This is a genomic window from Leptospira kemamanensis (assembly GCF_004769665.1).
GTDB lineage: Bacteria > Spirochaetota > Leptospiria > Leptospirales > Leptospiraceae > Leptospira_A > Leptospira_A kemamanensis.
Genome location: NZ_RQGG01000050.1, coordinates 131,623 through 152,777, shown reverse-complemented (window position 1 = coordinate 152,777; position 21,155 = coordinate 131,623). Strand labels below are relative to the sequence as shown.

The 21,155-nt window shown below is 41.3% G+C and carries 19 protein-coding genes; 6 read left to right on the top strand and 13 right to left on the bottom strand.

All coding sequences use genetic code 11. The features are described from left to right. Positions 1-16: 16 nt before the first annotated feature. From EHQ59_RS16950 to nirK, 3 genes are read right to left on the bottom strand one after another with little or no spacing between them, the layout of a single operon-like run. Positions 17-652 (bottom strand): SCO family protein, encoded by a 636-nt coding sequence (locus EHQ59_RS16950; RefSeq protein WP_135621069.1) that lies wholly within the window; start codon positions 650-652, stop codon positions 17-19. Between the two features lie 11 nt (positions 653-663). Continuing rightward, positions 664-1,446, bottom strand: coding sequence for a formylglycine-generating enzyme family protein (locus tag EHQ59_RS16945; RefSeq protein WP_135621066.1), 783 nt, complete (start codon positions 1,444-1,446; stop codon positions 664-666). A gap of 28 nt (positions 1,447-1,474) precedes the next feature. Further along, positions 1,475-2,869: a copper-containing nitrite reductase gene (nirK, locus tag EHQ59_RS16940; RefSeq protein ID WP_244245599.1), complete on the bottom strand. Its 1,395-nt coding sequence runs from the start codon at positions 2,867-2,869 to the stop codon at positions 1,475-1,477. A 208-nt stretch (positions 2,870-3,077) separates the two neighbouring features. Between nirK and EHQ59_RS16935 the strand changes: the two genes are divergently transcribed. Next, positions 3,078-4,847, top strand: a complete 1,770-nt coding sequence (locus EHQ59_RS16935; RefSeq protein ID WP_135621063.1) for a GAF domain-containing SpoIIE family protein phosphatase — start codon at positions 3,078-3,080, stop codon at positions 4,845-4,847. A gap of 14 nt (positions 4,848-4,861) precedes the next feature. Here the strand turns inward: EHQ59_RS16935 and EHQ59_RS17765 are convergent, their stop codons facing one another. The 3 genes from EHQ59_RS17765 to EHQ59_RS16925 all read right to left on the bottom strand — a co-directional run bounded on the left by EHQ59_RS17765 (position 4,862) and on the right by EHQ59_RS16925 (position 6,446). After that, a complete protein-coding gene (locus EHQ59_RS17765; RefSeq protein WP_167481426.1) occupies positions 4,862-5,014 on the bottom strand; it encodes a hypothetical protein in 153 nt (50 codons plus the stop codon). A 104-nt stretch (positions 5,015-5,118) separates the two neighbouring features. Continuing rightward, positions 5,119-5,757, bottom strand: a complete 639-nt coding sequence (locus tag EHQ59_RS16930) for a hypothetical protein (RefSeq protein ID WP_135621061.1) — start codon at positions 5,755-5,757, stop codon at positions 5,119-5,121. A 155-nt stretch (positions 5,758-5,912) separates the two neighbouring features. Beyond that, positions 5,913-6,446 (bottom strand): gamma carbonic anhydrase family protein, encoded by a 534-nt coding sequence (locus EHQ59_RS16925; RefSeq protein ID WP_135621059.1) that lies wholly within the window; start codon positions 6,444-6,446, stop codon positions 5,913-5,915. A gap of 158 nt (positions 6,447-6,604) precedes the next feature. Here EHQ59_RS16925 and odhB point away from each other — a divergent pair, with 158 nt between their 5' ends. The 4 genes from odhB (at position 6,605) to EHQ59_RS16905 (ending at position 13,055) form a co-directional block, all read left to right on the top strand. Continuing rightward, entirely contained in the window at positions 6,605-7,837 is a 1,233-nt protein-coding gene (gene odhB, locus EHQ59_RS16920; RefSeq protein ID WP_135621057.1) for a 2-oxoglutarate dehydrogenase complex dihydrolipoyllysine-residue succinyltransferase, read from the top strand. An 8-nt stretch (positions 7,838-7,845) separates the two neighbouring features. Beyond that, positions 7,846-9,252 (top strand): dihydrolipoyl dehydrogenase, encoded by a 1,407-nt coding sequence (gene lpdA / locus EHQ59_RS16915; RefSeq protein ID WP_135621056.1) that lies wholly within the window; start codon positions 7,846-7,848, stop codon positions 9,250-9,252. Between the two features lie 34 nt (positions 9,253-9,286). After that, positions 9,287-12,055, top strand: a complete 2,769-nt coding sequence (locus tag EHQ59_RS16910; protein ID WP_135621054.1) for a 2-oxoglutarate dehydrogenase E1 component — start codon at positions 9,287-9,289, stop codon at positions 12,053-12,055. Positions 12,056-12,221: 166 nt separating this feature from the next. Continuing rightward, the gene (locus tag EHQ59_RS16905; RefSeq protein WP_244245598.1) at positions 12,222-13,055 is read left to right on the top strand and encodes a hypothetical protein; all 834 of its coding nucleotides are present in this window, start codon (positions 12,222-12,224) and stop codon (positions 13,053-13,055) included. A gap of 22 nt (positions 13,056-13,077) precedes the next feature. Here the strand turns inward: EHQ59_RS16905 and EHQ59_RS16900 are convergent, their stop codons facing one another. From EHQ59_RS16900 to EHQ59_RS16870, 7 genes are all read right to left on the bottom strand, one after another. After that, positions 13,078-13,845: a hypothetical protein gene (locus tag EHQ59_RS16900; protein WP_208652448.1), complete on the bottom strand. Its 768-nt coding sequence runs from the start codon at positions 13,843-13,845 to the stop codon at positions 13,078-13,080. Then, positions 13,845-14,966 carry a DegT/DnrJ/EryC1/StrS aminotransferase family protein gene (locus EHQ59_RS16895; RefSeq protein ID WP_135621051.1) on the bottom strand — a complete coding sequence of 374 codons (1,122 nt, stop codon included), beginning with the start codon at positions 14,964-14,966 and terminating at the stop codon, positions 13,845-13,847. Before EHQ59_RS16895 ends, EHQ59_RS16900 begins: the two co-directional genes overlap by 1 nt. 15 nt (positions 14,967-14,981) lie before the next feature. Then, on the bottom strand, positions 14,982-15,404 hold the full coding sequence (locus EHQ59_RS16890; protein ID WP_135621050.1) for a hypothetical protein: 423 nt from the start codon (positions 15,402-15,404) through the stop codon (positions 14,982-14,984). Then, positions 15,401-16,342, bottom strand: a complete 942-nt coding sequence (locus EHQ59_RS16885; protein WP_135621048.1) for a PdxA family dehydrogenase — start codon at positions 16,340-16,342, stop codon at positions 15,401-15,403. Before EHQ59_RS16885 ends, EHQ59_RS16890 begins: the two co-directional genes overlap by 4 nt. Next, a complete protein-coding gene (locus tag EHQ59_RS16880) occupies positions 16,343-16,783 on the bottom strand; it encodes a bactofilin family protein (protein WP_002973191.1) in 441 nt (146 codons plus the stop codon). A gap of 68 nt (positions 16,784-16,851) precedes the next feature. Next, positions 16,852-17,625, bottom strand: coding sequence for a hypothetical protein (locus EHQ59_RS16875; RefSeq protein WP_135621047.1), 774 nt, complete (start codon positions 17,623-17,625; stop codon positions 16,852-16,854). Beyond that, positions 17,626-18,825, bottom strand: coding sequence for an LBF_1011 family protein (locus tag EHQ59_RS16870; protein WP_135621045.1), 1,200 nt, complete (start codon positions 18,823-18,825; stop codon positions 17,626-17,628). It abuts the gene before it with no gap. A gap of 48 nt (positions 18,826-18,873) precedes the next feature. Here EHQ59_RS16870 and EHQ59_RS16865 point away from each other — a divergent pair, with 48 nt between their 5' ends. Then, the gene (locus EHQ59_RS16865; protein ID WP_135621043.1) at positions 18,874-21,141 is read left to right on the top strand and encodes a lytic transglycosylase domain-containing protein; all 2,268 of its coding nucleotides are present in this window, start codon (positions 18,874-18,876) and stop codon (positions 21,139-21,141) included. The last annotated feature ends 14 nt before the right edge of the window (positions 21,142-21,155 follow it).

Sequence of the window (21,155 nt, the reverse complement as noted above, 5' to 3'; positions counted from 1 at the left end):
AATCCTGTTTGGCAATTCAATTCTTAGAAAGATCTGCGAAGGCGGAAATCAAATTGTCTACTTCTGCACCGATTCCTTCGATTCTTGCAACATTTTTACCTTCTTTATCAAACAAAGTGATCACAGCGGAATGGTTAAAATCACCATTCTCCATTTTTTTATAATTGATACCTAGAACTACAGATAACATTCGAATTGTTTCTTCCTCTCCATGCAATAGAGACCAATTGGGACCTAATCCCATCTTTTGTTTGTATGCTTTTAAGGCTTCGGGTTTGTCTTTTTCCGAATCAAAACTAACAAGGATCACTTGAGGTACTTTGCCAGTTTTGGATTCGATTTTTTTTGCCACTTGCTCCAAATCAGCAACTAACCTAGGACAAATGGAAAGGCAAGAAGCATAAAACATACTGATGAGAAATGGTTTTCCCTTCCAAGAAACAAATTGTACGGTTTTTCCTTCTTCGTTTGTCCATTGGTTTTTTAATTCCAATAAACTCCCCTTTGTCGGCTCACTTGCCGCAAGTAATGGTTCGTGTTCATGATCGTGACCTTTCCCAGAATGGTGATCATCACAATGGATCATTGTAAAAAGAATGCTAATACTCATGATCATAAATACAATTTTTTGTTTTGGTGTTTTTGAATTCATACAGAACCTTCCTATATTTTTTGGTCTGACACACAACGAAAACCTAAATACTTTGCAGTATACCAACCTTTTAAACCAGCGCGGTATCCATACCGCATATACGATGCATAATTGGAAAAATCATTTGCCTTTAGTGATCCACCTCCACAAAACAAACTGCTTTCGATATCAGAATCTTGTCTAGAATCACCAGTCACAGAAGAATTATTAAAATCATACACCCATTCCCAAATCATTCCATGTTGGTCATACACACCCAGTTTGTTTTGATACCGTCCCACATTCGGTAATACACTTGGCCTTGGTTCCCCATACCATTTTAAAATCACAGCTTCGATCTCTTTTTGAGATTTCCCATTGGGAGGTATACTTGCCGCGTATTCCCATTCCGCTTCGGTTGGTAGACGTTTTCCTTTTGACTTACAGTATTCATTTGCGGCAAACCAAGAAACATAAGTAACAGGAGTGGATAACTCCGATTGATTTGGTTTTCCCGATTTCCACTCAGCCAAATAACCTGCATCAACAAAAAGGGAAGATGGTTTGCCTTGTTTCCATTCTTGATATTTTTCCGTGAAGGCAAAAAATTCTTGTTTGGTGACAGGATAAACATCCATATAAAAAGTATTTACCTTCACCACCTTATTTAATTTTGTTGCGCCATCTTTCAGAAATGGTTTCCAATTCCCCGAAGGAATTTTCACCATCTCGGCTAAAGCAGTTCCAAAACTAAAAAACAAAAGGGAGAAAACTAAACCTCGGTAAAAAAAATCTTTTATCTTAAAAGTTACCATCTCATTCCCTTTGTTTTCCAAACAAATATCACTTCACTTCTTGTTCTGTGACCATATAACCTTTGTTTCCCCATTGGTTATATACATAACTCAGTACACTTGCAATTTCTTCATTTGACAATTCTAAGTGAGGCATGACGTTATTGTATTTTTGGCCATTCACAGTAATTGGTCCACTCAAACCTTTTTTAAGAATTTGGATTGCTCTTAGTTTATCAGCGTTTAGATAATCAGATTTTGCTAATGGAGGGAAAACACTTGGCACACCTTGGCCTTCCTTCATATGGCAAGCAGAACACACAGATTTATATACCCTTTCTCCGTTTGCCAAAATTTCTTCCTTGGTTTTGTTTGTCGATTTTGGTTTTACCTCAGTGACCATACGTTGGATGGCAGGGCCTTCTGGTAAATACACAGTATCTTCTTGTTTTCCGGAATAAATTTCTGCATTTGGCTCACCCTCAACCTTCAGCATACCAAGTGAACCTTTGTTAAATGTTCTAAAAATGGAATGGTCTACTAATATTAGAGTTCCTGGAACATCGACGGTGAAATCAACGATGGCAGAACCACCAGCCGGGATCAGAGTTGTTTGTACATTTTTTTGATTGGGCACAACACCTCCTTCTGTATACACATGGTCAAAAATTTCACCAATGACATGAAAGGAAGAAACTAAATTAGGCCCACCATTTCCTACATACAAACGCACTTTTTCCCCTACTTTAGCAGTGATGGCTCTTTCTTCTACCAAGGAACCTACAGATCCATTAAACACTACATAGTCAGGAATTTCAGTGATCGCTTTTTCCATGCTAAACGATTGGAGACCAGGTTCCCCATTTTTCCCTTTTGTGTAAAACTCACTCTGAACTACATAATATTCTTTATCTACTTTTGGTAGATCATCCTTTGGTTGCACATAAATAAGCCCATACATCCCGTTCGCAATGTGCATCCCTACAGGAGAAGTTGCACAGTGATAAATGTACAAACCTGGATTCAATGCTTTAAAGGAAAATTTAGAAGCATGACCAGGGATGGTGAGAGAAGCGGCAGCACCACCACCTTGTCCTGTCACAGCATGCAAATCGATGTTATGTGGCATCTTACTAGTAGGATGATTTTTTAAATGGAATTCGACATTGTCCCCTTCTCTGACACGGATCATGGGACCAGGCACTGAGCCACCAAATGTCCAGAATGTATATTCCACTCCATCGGCAAGCCTACCCACAACTTCCACTGTCTCGATATTTACAATCACCTTTGCTTCACTGGTTCTGTCAATGTGAGGTGGAACTTGAGGTGCATAGGTGAGCTTTGCTTCTTCAATGGTTTCTTTTCCACACTGGATGAAAATGAAGAAGATACAGAATAGAAACGAAAAAAACAGACTTCGTTTTGGAAAATTTGATTTCATATTGTTTACCATGACCTATGGTTTCAAGTTTAGCAAAAATTCTGAACAGGTCATTGACGTAAGTCAATAGAATTGTTAGAATGAGATCAAAAAACACTGCGAAGGTGAAAAATTCACTTTTTCCCCTTTCCCTAAAGCAAAGTAAAAACCAAATAAAATTCTAAATCGACGAAAGGGAAACGATTTATAAGTTTGGTATGTTGCCTGTATGACTGATCCGCAAACGAGCCTGAGCAAATTTCGTAGCCTTCTTCACATCTCTTCTATATTGAACGCAAACCTAGATTTGCACCAACTTCTCCCTCTCATCATGTTGTATTCCAAAGATTTGTTAGAAGCCGAAGCAAGTTCCCTTTTTCTTTTGGAAAATGATGAATTTTTATACTGTGAAGTGGCACTGGGAGAAAAAGGCGAAATCATACAAGAATATGCAAGGTTAGAACTCGGAGAAGGCATTGTGGGAATGGTGGCTAAGGAAAAAAAACCCATCGCTCTCGAAGATGCCTACCTTGATTCCAGATTCAATCCCAGTATGGACAAACGCACTGGTTTTAAAACGAAATCTCTCATCTGCGTTCCCCTATTCGTTGAGGAACGATTGATTGGGACTCTCGAAGTCATCAACAAAACGAATCATCGAATATTCAATGATGCAGATTTAGAATATTTGATTTCTCTTTCAGAAGTGGCGGCCACAGCCATCCAAAATGCCAATACAAAAGATAGTTTAGACAAACGAATCTTAGAACTTTCCCTACTTTATGAATTTGAAAAACTTTCCGTATCCGAAAAAAGTTTAACGGAACTAGGAAAATGGATGTTAAACCGCGTTTTGGAATACCTCGGGGCAACTTCCGGAACCATCTATTTGGCAAATACCACCAAACGTGAATTAGGAATTTTGGCTGCAAAAGGAATCCCAGAAGATGCTTATGACCAAATCAAAGTTCCGTTTGGAACTGGGGTTTCCGGTTGGGTGGCCGAAAAAAAAGAAAGTTTACTCATCCACAACTTAGATATGGATCCGAGATACAATAAACTTTCCCCTTACAAGTTTGAATCTAAATCACTGATTTCAGCTCCTCTCATCTATCAAAATGAACTTTTAGGTGTGATTAGCATCAATAACAAAGTTTCTGGATATGCATTCCAACATTCTGATTTAGACTTACTCACAAACATTGCGGCACGTCTCAGTAATACGATTAAAAATGCCCAACTCTTCCACCAAATTGTGGATACAGGAAAAGAGTTAAATCGTGCCAAAACCATCATGCAAAAGATCATGCCATCCATTCTTCCCCAAGCAAACGGTCTTAGCTATGGTGTGTCCCATATTCCTTTGGAACAAGTGGGTGGTGATTTTTATGATGTTACCGAATTAGAAGATTCTAAATTTTCGATTTTAATTGCGGATATTTCAGGGCACGGGCTTTCGGCGGCAGTACTTGCGGCAATGTCCCATATGGTTTTAAAAAACTTTGAACCCGATATCAAACTCAGTCCTTCCCAATTTCTAACGACACTGAATCATATGTTGTATGGAAAACTGGCAGGAAATTTTCTCACTGCCTTTTACGGGATCATTGATCTGAAAAACAATACCATCCTTTGTGCCAATGCTGGCCACCATGCACCATTTTTACTGGATAAAAATGATTTATCGATCACTCAATTGGATGTAAAAGGAAAAATTTTGGGACTGATCCCCGATTTGTATTACGAAGAAAAAACCTTCCCTTTTACGGTTGGGAATCGACTTGTGATGTTTACCGATGGGATCACCGAACATATGTCAAAGGATCATAACAAACGTTATGATGAAGATTTATTTCAAAAAGCCATTTTAAAATCTCTTTCCATGGATGCACAAAAATCAGCAGATGACCTCATCCAAGCAGCAAAGGATTATGTAGGTTCCAATGATTTTGCCGATGATGTAACCATATTGTTAGTGGATCGGATCAAATCTGATTAAGCATTCGGGTTCATTTAGGGCAGAGGTTGGTCCGATACGGGGCTCAGTTGGCAGGTAGATGCCATAACGAGAGTTCCACTTGGGTCTCTTGATGCAATGAGGTAAGCAGAAGAAACACAATTATAAATTTTGCATATTTCACAAACTAACCATTTGATAGGTGGCAATATCGTAAACTAACAATCTATTAGGTTCTAGGAAAAATTACCTTACTAAACTTCCTGCTCCGTTGTCCATCTACAACCTTGCGATGAATCAACAAATCTCTTTGTTATTCGAAGGATTCGTTCCCTTTGTTTCGTAAGGTTTCGAGTAATTTAGGATCCTCTATACAGTCTTTGACCAATTCTGCTTCAAAAGCCTCCACTAACAGACGTAAGGAAACATTGGAAACATCGTAATTTGTTCCACCGTCCATGGAATCCGAAAAAATAGGTAAGACAATATAAAAGGGAATCGTAAGCCAGGAAACAATTTTTCTTCCTTGGATCGGAAAGGTATAATCACGAATGATTTTTTTATCTTCCCTGTCCATGAGAGTAAACGTGACATTGGACTGAGATTCGGTAAACCAAGGAAACACTCCCAAAGTCAGTAAAAACATAAGTCCTGAAAGCCCAGAATCATAATTCCCCGTTTTTGTGGAATACGTCAAATTGAGTTTGGAAGATCGACTGAGTTTGAACAGTTTTGATTTCGCAAGTTCAAATTCCAAAGCAGGAGAATTGTACAAATTGGATTTGGGTGTTTCTTCCACTCGAATGAGATGGAAACGTATTTTGTCTTCCGAGATTTTGTCGAGGTTTTCTGTTTGGCTTCGTAGTTCGTTGGCAAGAGCGAAGTAGTGAAAATTACAGGTCAGAAAAAGAAATGAGATGAAGACAAAAACAAGTCGCAGATAAAATTTCATAATTTCTCCGATTCTCCGAGAAACATATGCCTGATGCAAGCGGATTTCCAGAAACCCAAACCTATGTAATATGGAGACCCCGCACAAGGGGGAGAAGCTGCAATCTTATCGCAACGAAGCGATAAGATTGCAGCGGATCACCCGGTCCCTTTCTGTTAAGAAAGGGATGTGCCCCCGATCCCTTCTGCTCGATAGTTTTCTTTGTACTTGGTATAATTGTTAGCTGTGCGGGTGATGATCTCGCGATCTTTGTCTGTGATGTCGCGGATGATTTTGGCAGGGCTTCCCATCACAAGTACTCCTGGTGGGATTTTTTTCCCGGGAGGAACAAGGGATCCTGCTCCCACAAAAGACCACTCCCCGATTTCCACATCGTCCATGAGCATGGCTCCCATCCCCACAAAACTATAGTCTTTCAATACACAACCATGAATGGTCGCATGGTGGCCGATGGATACATAATCCCCAATCGTGACAGGATACAAATCTCTTGCCACATGTACAAGGGTCATGTCTTGGATATTCACATGTTTGCCAATTGTGATGGTATTTACGTCCCCTCGTAACACACATTGGAACCAAATCGAGGACTCTTCCCCGATGGTAACCTTGCCTAAAATATCAGCAGAAGGAGCCACCCAGGACGTAGGGTGGATGGATGGAGTATGGCCTTGGAAAGAACGGATCATACTTGCTACAGAAAGTCGACTAAACTGAAACTCAAGGTCTTTTCGTTTTTTCCGCTTGCGTTTTTACCTTCTCGCAAGTTACCGTAGTCTTAGATTCAAATGGGATCTCACTCCTCAAAAACGCTATTTTTCTCTAAAAACCTGCTAAGGAATATTTCATGGCAATAGAAATCAAAGTCCCCGAGATGGGGGAATCCGTAACCGAAGCTACCATCAGTGCTTGGACCAAAAAAGAAGGCGATGCCGTAAAAGTAGACGAAGTGCTCGCTATTTTAGAAACAGACAAAGTCTCATTAGAGATTCCTGCTCCCACTTCTGGGGTTTTAAAATCCATCACCAAAAAGGTGGGAGATGTGGTGCATGTCAGAGACATCATTGGCGCCATCGAAGAAGGAGCGGTTGCTTCGGCACAGGCAAGTTCTGGTGGAGCGGCACCAAAAGCAGAAACGCCAAGTGCGCAACCTAACACGGGAAAAGTGAATGAAGAACTTCCACCTGCTGCGCGTAAACTCATTGAAGAAAATAAATTAGATGCCACAAAAATCACAGGCACTGGCCGCAACGGACAAATCACAAAAGAAGATGTGATCCTTTATATGGAAAAAGGTGGTTCCAGTTCCGCTGGCTCATCTAAGGCCACATCTCCAAGCCCAGAAATTCCAAAAGCAGTTGTGGTATCGGCAAACGCTGGCCCAAGAGAAACAGTTGTGCCAATGACGAAACTTCGCCAAACGATTGCTAATCGTCTTGTGAGTGCACAACACACGGCAGCCATCCTCACTACGTTTAACGAAGTGGATATGGCTCCGATTATGGAACTCCGCAATAAATACAAAGACAAGTTCAAAGAAACTCACGGTGTGGGTCTTGGTTTCATGTCCCTCTTTACCAAAGCAGCAGTGGCAGCATTAAAAGCATATCCAGCCATCAACGCAGAGATCCGAGGAACAGACATCGTTTACAAAAACTACTATGACATCGGAGTCGCAGTGGGTGGACCAAAAGGACTTGTGGTTCCCATTGTTCGCAACGCTGACCTACTTAGTTTTGCCCAAATCGAACAAGAGATCGCAAGGCTTGCCGGTAAAGTCAAAGACGGAAAAATTTCTCTCGAAGATATGGAAGGGGGAACTTTCTCCATCTCCAACGGTGGTGTGTATGGTTCGATGATGTCGACACCAATCCTCAACCCTCCACAGTCGGGAATTCTTGGTATGCATAACATCGTCAAACGCGCGGTAGTTGTGAATGACCAAATTGTCATCCGTCCGATGATGTATCTGGCTCTTTCTTATGACCACAGAATTGTGGATGGAAAGGAAGCGGTGCAGTTCCTTGTGAAGATCAAAGAAATGGTAGAGGATCCAACAAGACTCCTCTTTGAGGTATAGTTACCAATATGGAACAATATGATATCGTTGTCATTGGTGCAGGTCCTGGTGGATATGTGGCTGCGGTTCGCGCAGCCCAACTCGGGAAAAAAGTAGCCATTATCGAAAAAAGAAAAACTCTCGGGGGGACTTGTCTCAACGTAGGTTGTATTCCTTCTAAAGCCCTACTCGATTCTTCGGAAGAGTATCACAAAACCAAACACAAATTAAGCGACCATGGTATCTCTGTGAAAGATGTCAAAATCGACATTGCAAAGATGATGGCCCGTAAAGACAAAGTGGTAAGTGAAGTGACATCGGGTGTCGACTACCTGATGAAAAAAAATAAAATCACGCGTTACTTGGGTCATGCGAGTTTCGTTTCCAAAAACGAAATTTCGATCACTGCAGAAGATGGAAAAAAAGAATCCATCAGCGGAACAAACATCATCATTGCCTCTGGATCCTCTCCGATTGAAATCCCACCACTCCCAGTAGATGGAAAAAACATTGTGACTTCTGACCATGCAATTGGTTTTGATTCCGTTCCCGAACACCTAATTATCGTAGGTGCCGGTGTGATTGGTCTTGAGCTTGGTTCTGTTTGGTTACGACTAGGTGCGAAAGTCACTGTGGTGGAACTGATGCCACGCCTCTTTGGAACTGCTGACCAAGCAATGGCAAGTCTTGCAGAAAGACTTCTTACTGGGCAAGGAATCAATTTTCTCTTTGAAACCAAAGTGCATGGTGCAAAGGTAAAAGGGAAAAAAGTAGAAGTGGAAATCGAAGGCAAAGACGGGAAAAAAACCATCCTCGAAGGAGACAAGGTGCTTGTTTCCATTGGTCGCCGTCCGAACACAGATGGACTTGGTGCCAAAGAAATTGGCATTGAGATGACAGACCGTGGTCGCATCAAAGTAGAACCTAATAAATTCCAAACGAACATTCCTAATATTTATGCCATAGGCGACGTGATTGATGGACCGATGCTTGCACACAAAGCAGAAGACGAAGGGATTGCTGTTGCGGAACTCATTTGTGGAAAGTATGGCCATGTGAATTACAAAGCTATCCCATGGATCGTTTACACTTGGCCAGAAGTGGCTTGGGTAGGTCTCGGCGAAGAAGAACTCAAAGCCAAAGGCATCGAATACAAAGTTGGTAAATACATGTTCAAACCCAATGCACGTGCTAAGGCCATGAACGAAACCGATGGACAAGTAAAAGTCCTAGCCGACAAAAAAACGGACAAACTGCTTGGAGTCTACATCGTAGGACCAAGAGCTTCTGACATGATTGCAGAAGCGGCAGTAGCGTTTGAGTTTGGTGCCAGTGCAGAAGACATAGCTCGTTCTACACATGCTCACCCCACTCTTTCTGAAGTCCTGAGAGAAGCGGCGATGGATGCTGATGCGAAATGGTCCATCCATTCGTAATATAACAGTTGTTTTGTTGTTTTAGGGAGATTATATGACAACCGATCAGATGATGAGTTTATACGGCGATAACGTTGTATTATTGGAAGAGTATTACAAACAGTTTAAGGAAGATCCGTCTTCCTTATCCAAAGATTGGATCGATTTTTTTGGGGAATTAGAAAGATCCTCAGTTTCAAACAATGGTTCGAATGGAGGTGGGTTCAATGGAAATGGATATGTAAACTACACATCCACCGAACACCGTAAAGACTCATCTCTCAGTGATTTTGGTATCATCAACCTTCTCAATGCTTACAGAAGGCAAGGTCACTTAGCAGCAAATCTCGATCCTCTTGGCATCAACAAACCCAACCGAGAATTCATTGATCTCAAAATCAAAGCCCTCAAACAATCTGATCTCGACACAGAAGTGGATTCTGGGATCAACAATCTTGGAAAAACCAAACTGAAGAATGTCATTGATTGGTTTGAAAAAACCTATTGTGGTTCGATTGGTTGTGAACACTACTACCTTGTCAATGATGAGGAACGTGAGTGGTTACAAAACAGAATGGAACCACTTGCCAACAACGAACCGATCAGTAAAAAGACCGCCTTACGTTTGTTTGAAAAATTATACCAAGCAGATAGTTTTGAAAACTTCCTCGCTAAAAAATTCGTAGGGAAAAAACGTTTTTCTCTCGAAGGTGGGGAAACCATGATCCCCATGCTTGACACCCTTGTGGAAGAAGCGGGTGGTCATAAAATGGATGCTCTTGTCATTGGTATGGCCCATAGGGGAAGACTCAATGTTCTTGTAAACATCATCCGTAAACCGGCTGGCCTCATCTTTGCTGAATTCGAAGAAAAACTAAACCCAGGCCAACTTGGTTATGCGGACGTAAAATACCACTTGGGTTATTCCAATCATGTCATGACCCATTACGGAAAAGAAGTGAAACTCTCTTTAGCGTTTAACCCATCACACTTAGAAGCCGTAGACCCAGTGATTTTTGGATCTGTGCGAGCACGACAAGAAATGGCGAAGGACATGGACCGTTCCAAATTTATGCCAGTTGCCATCCACGGGGATGCAGCATTTGCGGGCCAAGGTGTTGTCGCAGAAACACTCAACATGATGAACCTGGAAGGATACACTGTAGGTGGAACGTTCCACATTGTCATCAATAACCAAATTGGATTCACCACTCTCCCAAATGAATCTAGATCCACATTGTATGCAACAGACCTTGCCAAAGGATTCCAAGTTCCTATCTTTCATGTGAATGGGGATGATCCTGAAGCGGCATACCGAGTCACAAAACTTGCGTTAGAATACCGTCAGAAATTCAAAAAAGATGTGATCATCGATTTGATATGTTATAGAAGGCTTGGTCACAATGAAACGGACGAACCATCTTTTACACAACCACAGATGTATGACATCATCAAAAAACACCCCAAAACTGTTTCTCTTTACGAAGAATCGTTATTACAACGCGGAGATATCACAAAAGACGAAATCCAATTCATCAAAGACGGAATCCAACAAGGACTCGAAACTTCATTCCAACAAGCCAAAGAAAAAGACACACGTATCACGGTAGATACACTTGGTGGAGTTTGGTCTCGTTACACGAAAGAACCTCTCGATTCCGATGTCCACACAGAGCTCCTCCAACAACAATTAGGTGGTATTGTGAAAGCAGTGACCACTCTCCCTGAAGGGTTTACAGCCAATCCAAAACACATCAAAGTGTTGGAAGACCGTAAAAAAATGGGAGCGGGAGAACTTCCGATTGATTGGGGATTTGCGGAATCACTTTCCTTTGGTTCCATTTTAGAGAATGGATTCCCAATCCGTCTGGGGGGACAAGATGCGCAACGGGGAACGTTCTCACATAGACACGCAACTCTCTCGGATATTGTGAATGGGAAAAAACTCACCCTTCTCAACCACATCAGTGACAAACAAGCAAAGATTGAAATTGTAAACTCATCCCTATCGGAATACTCATGTCTTGGTTTTGAGTATGGTTATTCCCTTGCGGATCCAAGTAGTCTTGTGATGTGGGAAGCACAGTTTGGCGACTTTGCTAACAACGCACAGGTGATCTTTGACCAGTTCATTTCGAGTTCTGAAATCAAATGGCAAAGGATGTCTGGTCTAGTTTGTTTATTACCACATGGTTACGAAGGCCAAGGTCCAGAACACTCATCGGCTAGGCTCGAACGTTTCCTCCAACTCTGTGCTCTTGACAATATCCAAGTGGCAAACCTCACAACACCGGCACAGTATTTCCATATCCTTCGCCGCCAAATCTTACAAAGTTTTAGAAAACCACTCATCATCATGACACCGAAGTCACTTCTTCGTCTGAAAGATGCAGCTTCTAGTTTGGACGATATTACAACTGGTGCGTTTAAGAAGATCCTTCCAGATCCAGTGGCTAAACCAGAAAAAGTGGAGAAGTTACTTTTCTGCTCCGGTAAGGTTTACTATGACTTACGTAAGGCGATTGATGCCCAAAAATTGGAAAATGTAGCAGTGGTTCGTATAGAACAACTCTATCCGTTCCCTGAAAATCATATCAAACAAATGATCACCAGTTACGGAAAACTGAAAAAATTTGTATGGGTTCAGGAAGAACCAAAAAACCAAGGTGCTTGGTTCTTTGTGAGAGATCGAATCGAAGCCGTGATGCCAGAAAACAAACGTTTGCATTACGCTGGTCGTTCCGAGTTCCCAAGCCCTGCTTGTGGACACGTTGTCACACACTTAAAAGAACAAGAAGACTTAGTAAAGGATGCTTTGTCCTAAACACTGAAATTAGCGACCACCTCTACATGAGAATTCTGAAAAGGCCTTGGGGGGTAATCTCTGAGGCCTTTTTTTTAAAGAATATATCGATATCAATCGAAATTGACGATCGTTTTCATTCCGTTTTCCCATTGACAGACATTAAACGGTCTTTGAACCTTTGGAAATGAGAAATTTTGACTTCCGATTTCCAATCTTCCATTTTACTTATCTCTTCGTCGTTTGTTTCCCAATTGTTTCTGTGTTTGCCCAAGTGCAAAAACCAGAACCTGTGTTTGGTTTTTACCAAGGTGGATTTTATATGACTGTCATCGGAGGAGAAACTGCTTACACGGGTGGTTCGCTCATCCAAAGAGAAAAAGACTACCAAAGTGGTCTACGTTCACAAGCAAATTTGGGAGTGTTGCCAGTGAAAATGCTTGGGACACTTCCTTTCCCTCAAAGTTTTCCACTTCCTTCCGACAAAGTACAAGCAGGAAACACTCGTAAGGTGGCAATGGAATATGGAATCACCGATCATATAGGATTATTTATTTCGTATAGCACGCTTTCGATTGAATCACAAGGAACAAACCAACTAGCTGTCATAGATCGTGCAAACCCAAACGGATATACCACTTACATTGAAGCGGTTCCACTCAGTAACACTTTGTACAAAGATCGAAATTATGGAATGGGTATCAACTACCACTTTCTTTCTAAAAATAGATTTGATCCCTTCATTGGTTTGGAAGTGAGTATTCTGAACTTTGATACCAAGTATCGCACAGGCCAACTGAACAATCTCTATTACCCGACCTATACTCACCCCGGAACTGGGTTAGGTGGTCGAGTCGCATTTGGAACGAATTACTACATTACACCAGAATTTGGATTCTCGATCGAAGTGTATGGAGCTCGTAAAATGCTAAAATCAAATGCATTTTCTTCTGAATCGATCAACCATGCAGGCTTTCAATTCGGATTTATCTTTAATATGGAAGCGATCGGAAAATATTAAGAGCGAACGATTTTAGGAATGTTTAGTTTGGTTCTTTGGCGACAAAGGCTTCTAGAGAACCGCTCAGCACACCTTTTTTTGCCACTACATCGTAATCAAAGATGTGGAGTTTGAGAGGTGGTTCTGGAAGTTTTTTCTTTTGGTTTTTCACTTGTGGTTCCGGGTTTTTTCCCAAAATCAAAGTTAGGTGGTTTTTGGAAGAATTGTATAATAGTTTTCGGAAGTGAAATCCAGTTGGTAATAAAGAATCCAATTGGTTAGTTTCAGGATCATATAAAAAAACCAATTTATGGTCTTTGTAATTGAGGACTCCATCCAAATTGCTATCTTCTGTGACAGCAAAGATCAAAAGTTTTTTCTCAACTTGTAATACATCTTCTTTGGGGTCATCGATGGTATTGGCTACAGATTTTTTTGCAAATTCTCCCACAAAAAAATCCCAAATGTATACATCATGTGGAAAGAGCTTTTGTACTTTTCCATCTTTTAGGCTGATGGAATATAAATTTCGAGCGTGAGATAAAATTCCGTCAGGTCCAAACCCTCCCGATTCCGTCACAAGACCATGAGGATAAACAAAGAATTGTTTCCAATAAATTTTGCCATTCCCATCTTCTAAATCTAAACTGTCAGTGGGTTCGGGAGAGGTGTCTTTTTCTTTGGACTCTGGAGTTTCCACAGTCACTTCATACCCACCATCGTAGAGGCGCCAACTTTTAGACAAACTAAAGGTTAACACCGCAAGTATGAGTAAAAAAAATAAAAAGACTCCTACCCGAAGTTTTTCCATTATTTACTAGCGTTATACGCCTTTATCGCACTCAATACTTCATCCATTTCCGAACTTGTCATATAAGCAAAGAGTGGAAAGTTGAGAACTGATTTCGAAATCCGGCGTGCATTTCCGTCTTTTCCAAATCTTTCGATGAGATATGGTTTAGCCCCTGGTTGGTCAGACATCGCCCCTGGATAAATATTTCCAAAACCAATTCCTTTTTCTTTTAAGACAGCTTCGATTTTCGGACGGATTTCTGGTTCCACCAAAGTGACGTTACAGTATCCATTTTCATCATACCCTTTTGGTGGTTGGATCACTCCAATTCCAAGTCCAGGTAATTCCTTATAATAGATGTTTTGCGAGGATTTTCGTGACTCAATTCTCTTTTGTAAATGTTTTAATGAGAGATTGAGAAAAGCTGCTTGCAAAGAATCAAGTCTTGAGTTCCAACCCACTAGACCATGTTCGTAATGGGATGTTCTTCCGTGGTTCACAAGGCGGCGAGTGACGACAGACAGTTCTTCATCGTTTGTAAATACGGCACCACCATCACCAGCAGCACCTAACACCTTCGCTGGGTAAAAGGAAGTTGTTGAGATCAGTGCCTCTTTGTAGAGAGATTTTCCATTGTGTTTGACTCCAAAACATTGTGCACCGTCTTCAATGAGGGCTACATTTTTTTCTTTGCAGAACTTACGGAGCTCTTCAATTTTTGCAGTTCCCCAACCATACAAATGAACAACAAGAGCTGCTTTTGGTTTTACCTTTTCTACAGCTTCTTGGAACACTTGGAAATCCATTTGTAAGTCCACAGGATTTGTATCAACCGTGTAAGGATCTCCACCCACATTCACAACGGCTTCAAAGGTCGCCCAAAAAGTAGAATCTGGTAATAATACTTTATCACCACGACCAACTCCGACAGCGCGTAACGCAAGTTGTAAGGCATCGGTTCCATTGGCACAACCAATGGCATATTTCGTTTCGGCCCAAGTGGCAAGGTTTGTTTCTAAATCAGTGACTTCGTTTCCGCCAATGAATTGTGCGTTTTCGGACATGGACTTTACTTTTTCATTCCAGGTGTCCAAAAATCCTGGTTCAAATCGTTTGATATCTATAAATGGAACTGCCATTGTTCGCCCTTTTCTTTACTTATTTGCAAATATTTGATGAAGCCATTCATTGAACTCTTTCGAATACAAAGTCCAAAGAAAAAATAATGCCCAATACAGAACCGTCCCATACGCGAGTGCAGGAATCAAGGTTTTACTTAAATTATTGGAAGCGGAATAATAAATTCGAATGAGAACGAGGGGCCATAAAAAAAACAAAAACACATAAATGGAATTCCCCATGGCGGAAATCCACTGGAGCACTTCCCCTTTGGGGTTTTCCTTCCATCTTGTGACCCCAAGCCAAAACTCAGGGAAAAACTGAACGAGATAAAAACAAAAAACGAGAAAGAAAAAGAACTTCCAATGCGGCTCTAAATCCCGGCGAAAAAAAGTGAGAAGGAGGCCTACAAACCAAATGAATAAAACGGGAAAAGCTAGGGTTTCCAAAAGTGTCATACTGGTTTTGTTTTTGTCTCCACAAGTCGTTCTAAACAGGAGATGAGTCCCGTCGGATCCGCACATCCTTTTCCTGCGATTCCAAATGCAGTTCCATGGTCAGGAGACACACGAGTGAAATCCAGTCCTAAGGTTATGTTCACACCCTTCTTTCCTTCAAGCAATTTAAATGGGATGAGGCCTTGGTCATGATACCCTGCCAAATACAAATCGTACGGTTTGGCACCTGGTAAAAATGCAGAATCAGCAGAGAGAGGTCCTTCCACTGTCAATTTTGCCTTTCGGAGAACTCCCACACCCGTTCTGAGAATTGTTGTTTCTTCCGTGCCAATCTTTCCCCCTTCTCCCGCATGAGGATTTAGGCCTAGGTAACCGATGGTGGGTTCTTTCAGATAGGGAGACCGAAGGATGGCATTTTTTAGTTCTTTCCAATCGAATGTTTTTAGTTCTTTTACAACATCTTTCAAGGGAACATGGGTGGTTAAGGGAATCACATTCAGTGTTTCCCCAGACATCATCATAAAGGTAGATCGTTTGTAGGCTTCTGCCAAGGTTTCTGTATGGCCACGAAACCCTTTGATTCCTGCTTTTTGCACCCACTCTTTCGAAAGAGGGAGAGTGATGAGATCTCCACCAAACTGCTTTTGGAAGTCGATGGCCGCAAGGAGCGAGTCGTATGCCATTTTCCCTGAGGATTTGGATGGTTTCCCAAGGACAAAGGATTTAGGTTTTCCACTCCCCCAAGGGATCGAATAAAATCCAGGTTCATCGATTGGTTTTGCGAGTGGTTTGGCCTGGGAAAGGTTTTGGTTGTGAGGCCCTCGGATGAGGTAAATGCGGTGGTGTTTTCCTAAGGATTCTAAGAGGGGGAAGGAAGATCCCAAAAGTTCGTAATTGATACTCGTTGGGTCCCCTTCCGAAATGAAGATGGTTTTCAATTATTCTTTGGCGTTTGGTTGTTTCCCAAAAATCTTTTCGACGCTGAGAGAATCCTTGGAGTATTCCAATTCGATCAGGTCTTTGGCACTATGTTTGAGGTCATTGGAAATCATACAACGACCCTCTAAAATCACCCCGTTTTGGATGATGAGCTCTGGCGTTTTGATGTCCCCAAGGATTTTGGAGGTAGGAAGGAGCATCACACGGTTTCTAGCCGTTACGTTCCCCACCACAATCCCTTCTACGATCACACTCGCAGCTGTAATATTGGTTTTGACCTTTCCTGTCACCCCGATGTAGAGGTGTTCGGCTTGGAGGGATTTTCCCTCGAATTTACCGTCAATTTTAAGAGATCCATTGATGAAGAATTTTCCATTGAAGTAAGAATTCTCACCAATAGTTGAATTGGTAACTTCGGTCTGATTTTTGACTAATGCCATGCGTTTGCGAGTCCGTGTATGTGATTTTTCACAGTGTCCTCGTTCCCCCTAGGAATGAAAAGGTTTTTTTACTTTCGAAACGACGGGAGACGAATCAAATCACAAGCTTCTTCGGCAAATTCCTCAAATTCGCGGAGTCCTTCCATAATGGAACGACCTTCCAGAACGGTTGCCTTTTCAAACCTGGGATTGAATTTGATAGGCTCTTCCATGTTCATAATGACGTTGTTTCCTTCCTTGATGTCGGAGTTTACGGCCACAAGGAAGTCACGGAACTTACCCAAGGTCTCAAAAGACTCAGCAATAAAAATACGAGATTGTTTGTTTTTCATTCGAGAGAGCTGTTCACGAAACTCTTGTTTGTCGGCAGCCGCATATTCTTCAATGGTTTCCACAAGGATCTTCATATTCCGACGTAGGTTTTCCATGTATTTCAAAACAGAGTCCCTTTCTGTGGCGTGGGAATAATCAAATTTGATATGAGCATCCCCAAGGATTGGAATGTATTCCAAATCCATAATATTAATGAGTGTTCCAATTTGATTGATTTCACTGTCATTGGAATTGGGAGTGATTTTCATCACAGGGTATTGTGAAATGATTTTGTGTTTGAGGTTCTCTGGATTTTCTTCTCTCGTTTTTGCATTCCGCATAGTTTGTTCCAAATTATCGGGAATCCCATCCGGAGATACTTCTTGCATCCGCCGTCGATAACGTTCGATGTCAAATGCGACTCTTTCTTTTTGAAGATCGTTTTTTGCGTTTCGTTCAATTTTCTCCAAATTCCTTAGCATTTTCTGCAATTTGGAGAGTTCCATGATCTGTTCTTGCGTAAGAGGCATTTATTCCCAACCTTCTGGTAATGTAATGGACTCATGACCATTCTCGAGTGAACGTTTGATGGCTGAACTTAAAGTTTTGTCACCTTTCTCCTGTAAAACTCTCCAATACAAATTCAGAGCCAGTGGTAAGTGTTTGAGTCTTCCCGACTTTTGGTAGAATTTTATAAAACCATCATATTCTTTTTTCACAAACTGGATACAAGCAAGTTGTAATGGAATCAGATAAGAATAAGGTTTCAAACTATAATCAGCACTCAATTCTCGTTCGAACCTTTCTCCTTCGTTTCGAAAACGAACGACAGTGTCAATACATGGATTGATCGTATGAGTGAGTTCATATCCAAACTCACTTCCACTCATCCAATCGCCACGTAACTCTGTTTCTAAATCATTTTGGTATTTGGGAAAAGATTCCGCAGGTAAATAACGTTTTGCATACCGAAGGGCAAAAAACGGAGGGATTTTGCCAAAGGAAACAACTTTAAATTTTTCCTTCTCCCAACTTTCCCATTCTTCATAAAAGCCAATGAGAAATTTCCAAATGCGAAAGGAATCTGGACCTTGTAACAATCCAAGTTCAATCGCATGGAATAAAACTCCCACAAGTTGCCAATGAGAGTCAAGAAGAGCCGCATCCACCAAAGTTGGAAAATGGACTTTGTCAAAATCACCTTTTGCATATTCGACTAACATATGCAAGATGGAGTTCTCAAATGGGATTTCGGAAAATTCCCATCCAAGCAGGTTTAAAAACCGACGATTGTCATCCGTTTGCCCAAAAAACTCTTTTGTGGTAAGGACCCATTTTCGAAACTCGGGAATATCCCCTACATACAAAAGTCCAAAACCAATCAGTTCCCAATCCTCTCGCTCCATTTCCTCAAATTCACGATTTTTGCAAAGTTTCCAAATTCGTTCCAAACTGGATTTGGGAAAGGCCGTGGGAGATTGTAAAACGGGATCATGAAAGCGAAAGCTCGCATCATTTTCCCCTAGAACCGAACAAAGGCTGAACCCCCCAGAGAAATCGGTCGATAGATAAAAGAGGTAGTTTGCAAATCGAGACTGGTAACCTGAAAAAAAGGCACGAAGCTCTGGCCACAGCTCAGGTAGTGAGATATTTTCCTGAGTTTCTTCCGTAGGATGGAATTCGATTCTATATTCGGGCCAGCGCAGTTTGTATTCTGTTTGTAAGCTCATAAGGAGGGGAACCTTCCCTCTCTAAATTCGTAATCATAGGAAGTATGCATGAGGCATTTTTGGTTAGCAAGTAGAATTCTTCTCTTTTTCACAACATCCCTACTTGCCGAAACAGACCTTCATTATTTAGTCAAATCCCACCAATGGGGACAAATCGAATCTCATTTCAAAAATACGACACCATCTCGCGAAAGTGAAGTGTATTCTCTCATCGAATTTCATGAAAAGTCACCTAACGGAGACAAGGAGAAACGCTTTCGGTATTTATTATCTCTGATTCGTGGTGTTTTTGTAACGGACGCAAATGAAGAAGAAGTGAGAAAAATCCTCACCCAAACCATGCCCTTCCAAACCACTCTTTTTAAATTGAGTTATTGGAAATTGTACAATGAAATCACTGCTAAAAATTACCTCACGCCCCAAGAGAGAATTTTATTCCTAAATCGACTCAATATGGAAGAAGATCCCATTTGCCGTCGGATCCTCGATGAACAAATTCGATTACTGGCAGCAAATAACCAATGGAAAGAAATCACTGAAAAAATCCAATCCATTCAGGAATCTCATAAACGTTACCTTTTAACGGGCGATAGTTTGTACAGATATGGAAAAGCAAAACTGATTTTAGGAGATGAAAAAGGTGCCATTGAAGAATGGCTTAGCTGTTTACAAAAAGAAGGACTCCTTGACCAAACCGTACAAATGATTGCTTCCGATTGGAGTAAATACAAAGGAAGCGGCAGTATCCTACAACTGAATCCATCAGAGATCACTTTATTTTTACCAGCAATCAATACAAATGACAAGGAAGCATTGTTTCGTTCGAGGCCAGAACTCTTTTCCAGCCGTCTCAATTACTACGAAGGCTTCAAACACCTAACCTCCGTCCTGACCAAAGTGGGAAAAACAAATGAACTTTTTCGAGTTTTACGAGCAAACAAAGCCTTTGTCGATATGGATTCGTCTTGGATCGTCTCACTTGCTGACACTTTATACCAACAAAACAAATTCCAACAAGCCATTGAACTTTTAAAAACCTTTCCCGGAAAAGATGCTGGGTATTATCGTGTGCTTGCCGCCTCCTACGACAGGTTAGGTGATAAAGAACTCTATTTTGAAAATCTCATCTTATACTTAGGCAAATACCCGTTTAATTTATTTTACCAAGACAGACTCATTGAATACCTCGTGGAACGAAAAGGGGAAAAATCCCATTATGCCCCACTAGCCAAATTTGAAAGAGCATTGGCTGAAATTCCGAATCTCCCTGTCAAAGGAAGGCTTGTGTATTGGTATCTTCGGTCCCTAAAAGAAAAAGGGGAAACGGAACGTTTGAAAAAAGAACTAAAACGGTATTATGCCCTTTGCCCAGGTTCCTATTACACACGAGTCATCCGGGAAGAATTTTTATCCACGATCAAAGAATCAAACAAACCAGAAAACCCAACCTACAATAAAGAATATTTGTTTGAATATTTGTCCTACACCGCAGGAATCCCAGAAGAATCGGGTGCTCTCATTGGACGTAATTTAGGATTTGTGTATCCCAAAGATTCCTATGAACTGGGAAACAAACTGGGTGGGATGAGTTCGCGTATTCAAGGCCACAAACTTTTGAACCTTGCCAAAGAATACTTCCGCGTGGGAGAAGATAGCCTTGGACTCCATCTTGTGAACTTCCATGTCAAAAGAGAAAATCTTTCAGAAGATGAAAAAGATGAAATTTTGGTTGGGATCGGCGACCTAACACGTAACACCTATTATTCGGCATTTCATACAAGATCTCTTCTCAAACGATACCTCATCCCAGATGATCCAATTTTATTACCCACTTCCCTTTCGGTTCGTATGTATCCAAGACCTCACCAAAATATTGTATCTCGTTATGCGAATGATAATGGAATCCCGGAAGACAGTGTCTATGCTCTCATGCGCCAAGAATCCTTTTTTAAGGAAACGGCAACTTCTCGTTCCAACGCACGAGGCCTCATGCAAATTATGCCTGCCACAGGAAGGGAACTTGCCCAAAGGATGGGAATCACATCCTATTCCCTCTATGAGCCAGAGACTTCCATTCGCCTCGGAACTAAGTTTTTAGCCTATCTTCTGAAATCCAATGGGAACGAATTGAAATGGGCATCCATTGCCTACAACGGTGGACCTGGCAACTTACGAAAATGGAAAAAATCTGTCTACTCTGGTGATTTTAACCATTTTTTAGAAGACTTACCATACAAAGAATCTAGAGACTATTGTCGCATTGTGGTCTCGAATTACTACGCATACGATATCATGAAAAAATACCACAAGTTGTAAAAAATGGCTTTTCC